Origin of the sequence: Mycobacterium sp. WUMAC-067, assembly GCF_020217485.1 — a bacterium.
Taxonomy (GTDB): Bacteria; Actinomycetota; Actinomycetes; order Mycobacteriales; family Mycobacteriaceae; genus Mycobacterium.
Window position 1 is genome coordinate 1 of record NZ_JAEKMI010000108.1, and the last position, 4,982, is coordinate 4,982.

General features: G+C 61.0%; 4 protein-coding genes. All 4 read right to left on the reverse strand.

Annotated features, from left to right (window positions below; all coding sequences use genetic code 11):
• The coding region (locus JF781_RS27355; protein ID WP_225330621.1) for a hypothetical protein at window positions 1-391 on the reverse strand (391 nt) is incomplete at its 3' end.
• A complete protein-coding gene (locus tag JF781_RS27360) occupies window positions 388-1,923 on the reverse strand; it encodes an AMP-binding protein (protein ID WP_078345354.1) in 1,536 nt (511 codons plus the stop codon). The genes JF781_RS27355 and JF781_RS27360, both read right to left, overlap by 4 nt.
• 9 nt (window positions 1,924-1,932) lie before the next feature.
• Window positions 1,933-3,453: an aldehyde dehydrogenase gene (locus tag JF781_RS27365; RefSeq protein ID WP_078345353.1), complete on the reverse strand. Its 1,521-nt coding sequence runs from the start codon at window positions 3,451-3,453 to the stop codon at window positions 1,933-1,935.
• A 249-nt stretch (window positions 3,454-3,702) separates the two neighbouring features.
• On the reverse strand, window positions 3,703-4,809 hold the full coding sequence (locus JF781_RS27370; RefSeq protein ID WP_078345352.1) for an NDMA-dependent alcohol dehydrogenase: 1,107 nt from the start codon (window positions 4,807-4,809) through the stop codon (window positions 3,703-3,705).
• Window positions 4,810-4,982 lie beyond the last annotated feature (173 nt).

Here is a 4,982-nt window from a genome sequence, read left to right on the forward strand (position 1 = left end):
CCATCGGATCGGGTAGGTCAATATCGATCATTGTGCGAAATCCTTCGGCGGTGATCGTCTCCGCGGGGGCGAAGTAGTCCCGGGCAGCGCACGCGACTGTGATGCCGACCCAGCCAAATGCCTGCGATGCGATGTCGATCGCGCGTCGAACGGCGGTCCGCATCGCGGACGTCTGCAGGTTGAGCGAGAACGCGTCCACTCTGGAGGCGAAGGTGAGCGGCTGCCTCCGCCGGCGTCTGCTGAGACCTTCCGCCGATCGCGACACCGGCAACAGCTGAAGCCAGTCCGTGCGGGACGGCGAGTTGGCCGCGCTGCCACCGTCTGTTATGAAGGCTGCGCTGCCTTTCAATGGGATTGGGGACGGCAGGTCCGTCGACGAGCTGGCGCTCATTGTTCCTGCTCCAGATAGCGGCGGCGAAGATCACCCTTGAGTAGCTTGCCCGTGGGGGTCCGCGGCAGTTCGTTGACGAAGTCCACGGATCGGGGACACTTGTAATGCGCAATGCGGGTTCGGGTGTAGTCGATCAGTTCATGTGCAAGCTGCTGGGAACCGTCGACTCCGATGGGGGGCTGGATGACTGCTTTGACCTGTTCGCCCATTTCCGGGTCTGGTATTCCGATGACGGCAACGTCGTAGACGGCTGGGTGAAGGGCTAGCACGTTCTCGACCTCTTGGGGGTAGATGTTCACCCCGCCGGAGATGATCATGAATGATTTGCGGTCCGCCAGATATAGGTATCCCTCATTGTCGACATAACCGAGGTCACCGACGGTGGTCCACATAGGTTGGAAGGGGTGCCGCGCGGCAGCTGTTTTCTCGGGATCGTTGTGATACTCGAATGGCAATCGGTCTCGTTCGAAGTACACGGCACCTACCGTGCCGGCGGGCAGTTCTTGCCCCGTGTCGTCGCAGATATGCAGCACGCCAAGGACTGCGCGGCCGACGGAACCGGGATGGGCTGTCCAGTCGGTGCTGTCGATGAAGGTTTTGCCGTGTACTTCCGTTGAGGCGTAGTACTCGTAGATGATGGGCCCCAGCCAGTCGATCATCGCTTGCTTGACGTCGATTGGGCACGGTGCTGCGGCATGAATCACCGTGCGCAGGCTGGACAGGTCATGGGCCTGGCGAGTTGACGAATCCAACTTGAGTAGTCGGATGAACATGGTGGGGACCATCTGAGTTGCCGTAATTTGGTAGCGCTCAATGTATTCAAGAGTTTTGGCTGCGTCGAAGCGGTTGGCCAGGACAACGGTTCCGCCAAGAGAGTGGATCATGCCACACCATCGCAAAGGCGCGGCATGATAGATCGGCGCGGGGGAATAGTAGACGTCGGTTGCGTTGATCCCGTAGAGCTTGCTGGCAATTTCGACCATGGGATCTCCAGGTTGGTCGACGTGTCGGTCCGGCAGGGGAGGTCGAATACCTTTGGGAAATCCTGTTGTTCCTGACGAATACAGCATCACTGCACCGCACAGCTGGGTGTCAAGGCGGGGGCCGGCCATTTCTAGCGCGTCTTCGAACGAGTTGAACCCTGCAATCTGCCCGCCGAATGCGAGGCGCAGATCAATGGTTGTCTGCTGGCGTACCGCTTGAGCGAGATCGGTCAGCGCCGCCGATGCGATGAGGGCTCGTGCACCGCAGTCACGCGCTATATAGCTGGCCTCGTTCGGGGTCAGGTGATGATTGATGGCAGTGACGTACATGCCTGACCGGTGGGTAGCCCAAAACACCACCAATGCTTCAGGGGCGTTGTCTGACAACAGCGCAACGACATCACCGCGGCGCAGTCCGGCGTCGTGAAGGACACGCGCCAATGCTGCGGAGGCATCATCGAGTTCGCGATAGGTCAGTGTCCGTCCGGTTTCGGCGGCAATCACCGCGGGACGGTCAGGTGCGTGCAGGGCATGAGTACCCGGGTACATGATTCCTTATCAGACGTTAGGAATTGGGGCTGAGACGACGACACCGTAGACGCGCTTGCTGCGATCGTTGCTCAGATCGAGGTGAACGAACTTGGACTCGGTGTACTCATCGAGGGCATCGGGCCCAAGTTCGCGGCCTAAGCCGCTTTGCTTGACCCCGCCGAAGGGGTACATGGCATTGACCATGTGCCAGTCATTGATCCACACGGTGCCCGATTCGAGGCGGCGCGCGACGGCCAAGGCGCGGGCTGGGTCGGCGCTCCAAACTCCTGCTGACAGACCGTATTCGCTGTCGTTGGCGAAGGAGATTGCTTCGTCCTCGTCTTGATAGCGCATGACGACCAGTACCGGTCCGAAGATCTCTTCACGTGCCACGCGCATGTCGTTGGTGGCATCGGTCAGAATCGTTGGCGCCACCCAATGGCCTTCGGCCAGAGCTTCATCGACCGGTATGACCCCTTGGAAGGCGAGTGTGCAACCCTCCTCCTGGCCCAGCGCGATGTACTTCTCCACGCGCGCTTTTTGTTTCGCCGAGATCAAGGGTCCCAAGTCGGTGGCGGGGCTCATTGGATCGCCCATCACCAACGTTTGAGCGCGCGCCACGAGGTGCCGCACGAACTCGTCGTGAAGCGATTGGTGAATCAGTAGGCGAGTTCCGGATTCACACGCCTGACCGCTCATCAGGAGGAACCCGAAGAGAGCGCCGTCGACGGCCAGATCGATGTCGGCGTCGTCCAGGACGATGTTGGCGCCCTTGCCGCCGAGCTCCAACGTCACGTTCTTGACGTTGTCGGCGGCAGCACGCATGACGCTCTTGCCTACTTCGGTCGAGCCGGTGAAGGCCACCTTGCGTACATCCGGGTGTTCAGCCAGGCGAGCACCGACCACCGGTCCCGGTCCAGTCACGATGTTGAGCACACCGGCAGGCAGGCCCACTTCGTCAGCGGCCCTTGCCAGTTCGAGCAGCGTCAGCGGTGTGTGATCGTCAGGCTTAAGTACGATGGTATTGCCTGCTGCTAGCGCGGGGCCGAGCTTCCATACCGCCAGCAGCAATGGAAAGTTCCAGGGGATGATGCCGGCGCAGACACCGACCGGGTCCTTGATCGTGATACCTGCCGACAATGTCGGTGACTCGCAAAGTGGGCCACTAATCTCGAACGGGTATGTGCGGGCGAGCTGGGCGAAGTACTTGAGATGCGCGATCGCATAGCCGATGAGGAACGCGCCGGCGCCCCGTACCGTGGCGCCGTTCTCGTTGACCTGCAAAGCGGTCAGCTGCTCGGAGCGAGCGGCCAGATTGTCGGCGATGGCGTCAAGGACGTCGGCCCTGTCATTGGGAGGCATCGATCGCCACACTCCGCGCTCGTGCGCCGCTTTTGCTGCGGCGACTGCTTCCTCGACGGTCGCGGTATCGCCGTAGGCGACAGTGGCGACCAGCTGCCCGGTCGCTGGGGAACGAACCTCAATAGATTCCGTTGTGTCGCACCATGTTCCGTCGACGTACATCCGGTAGTGGGGCATGTCGGTCACTCAATACTCGCTTCCGCTAGTGTCGTTTCTTTGTCGGAGTCAGCTGACGCACGGTGGGCCTGGCAGAGAAGCTGCCGTCCACCGAGTCCAGCGATTTAGGGACAGGAGACGGCGCGGCCCGACATGGGAGTACCAAGTCGGCGTTGTCGGCAGCCATCAACAGCGCCCGCCGCGGCTGAACAGTAGCGTCAGATTTTGCCAGTCGACTCGCTACATGGATGTCGAACGACTACCACTCGTCGTCCGCGGTCAGAACTTGACCAAGCCACGTAGGTTGCGCCCGTTGTGCATGTCCTCGTAACCCTGGTTGAGGTCGTCGAGCGCATACTCGCGGGTGACCAACTCATCGAGCTTGAGGCGGCCGGCCTGGTAGAGCTCGAGCATCCGGAAGATGTCGGTGCGAGGGCTGCACGAGCCGAAAAGGCATCCACGAACTTGCTTTTCGTATAAGGTGAGATCGAAGAGCGACATCTCGACAACTGTTTCGCTGGGGTGCGGGATCGCGGTCATCACCACTCGACCCCGTTTGCCGACCAAGCTCAATGCTTGCCCGACATAGGCACCTTCGGCGCTATCGGTGGTCACCACGCAGACGTTGGCCATCTCGCCCCGAGTCAGATCGGCGAGGATGGCTTGCGCCTGCGCGACGTCGGCGGCGACGTGCGTCGCACCGAACCTTGTTGCCTGCTCTCGTTTGAATGCAATAGGGTCGAGGGCCAGCACATACCGTGCACCGGCGATTATGGATCCCTGGACGGCGTTGATACCCAGTCCACCGACCCCCATGACGACCACGGTCTCGCCGTCCTGGGTTTCACCGGTACGCACCGCGGCACCGTATCCGGTGGTGACACCGCAGCCAACGAGCGCAGCCTTATCCAGGGGAATCGCCTTGTCAACCTTGACCACCGACGCTATCGGCACCACTGTGTATTCGGAAAATGTTCCCAGGACGCACATTTGGCCGATGTCATGACCGCGTCCATGGAACCGAAAGGTGCCATCGAGCTGCGGACCAGCCATGATAGCTGCACCGTATTCGCACAGGTTGCCCATCCCTTTCGCGCAGGCGCGACAACGGCCGCAGGCTGGGATGAAACTGAGAACGACGTGGTCACCCACCTCGACTTCAGTGACGCCGGGCCCGACGTCGGCGACGACGCCCGCGCCTTCGTGCCCGCCCACCACCGGTAGGTTCATCGGCATGTCGCCGGTGACGAGGTGGTCATCGGAATGACACAGCCCGCTGGCGGTCAGCTTGACCAGCACTTCGCCCTCTTTCGGGCCGTCCAGATCGAGTTCTTCGATCTCCCACTTCTGGTGCAGGCCCCACAGGACAGCAGCTCTGGTCTTCACTTTTGATCGGTCCTTCCGGTTCAGCGGCGTTCTGGGTCCAAGTGGCAGCCAAGCTATTGATGCCGTTGATGAAATTGTCCACCTGGAAATGCGGCTCCGGTCGCGAGTTCAGATCTCCGTTATGTGTGGTCCAACTCACGTTGCGGTGCAGAGTCAGTCTGGGACACATGGGG

Bases quoted from the DNA above. Each gene is read 5' to 3' on its own strand.
- JF781_RS27360 (WP_078345354.1), bottom strand. From the start codon at position 1,923: ATGTACCCGGGTACTCATGCCCTGCACGCACCTGACCGTCCCGCGGTG.